Here is a 384-nt window from a genome sequence, read left to right on the forward strand (position 1 = left end):
GATACGCAGGGCCGCTACCGCATCGACGGCGTGGCACCCGGCACCATCGGCCTGACCGCCTCGCGCGAAGGATTCCGGGCCGTACAGGCCAGCGGCACCCTCGCCGCGGGGCAGATGCTGGTCTTCTCGCCCACGCTCACGGCATCGTCCGACCCGGCGCCGCAGCCCACGGCGGCGCGTTTCAAAGGGCGCACGGTGGACGGTCAGGGCCAGGGCCTGGGTGGTGTGTCGGTGGCGATCGGCAGTGCCGCCTCGGCCATCACGGGCACTGCCGGTGCGTTCGACCTGCAGGCGCCCGCGGGCAGCTACCGCATCGCTTTCTCCCGCAGCGGCTATCGCTCCGCATCCGCCGACGTGCTGGCCGTGTCCGGCTCCGTGATGGAC

At 72.7% G+C, this 384-nt stretch carries 1 protein-coding gene; it reads left to right on the forward strand.

What is annotated here, in order from left to right; translation table 11 throughout:
• Window positions 1-384, forward strand: a 384-nt coding sequence (locus GVL52_RS32780; RefSeq protein WP_200848087.1) for a carboxypeptidase-like regulatory domain-containing protein, incomplete at both ends; no start/stop codon positions are given.

The organism is Rhizobium sp. 18055 (assembly GCF_902706285.1).
Lineage (GTDB): Bacteria > Pseudomonadota > Alphaproteobacteria > Rhizobiales > Rhizobiaceae > Rhizobium.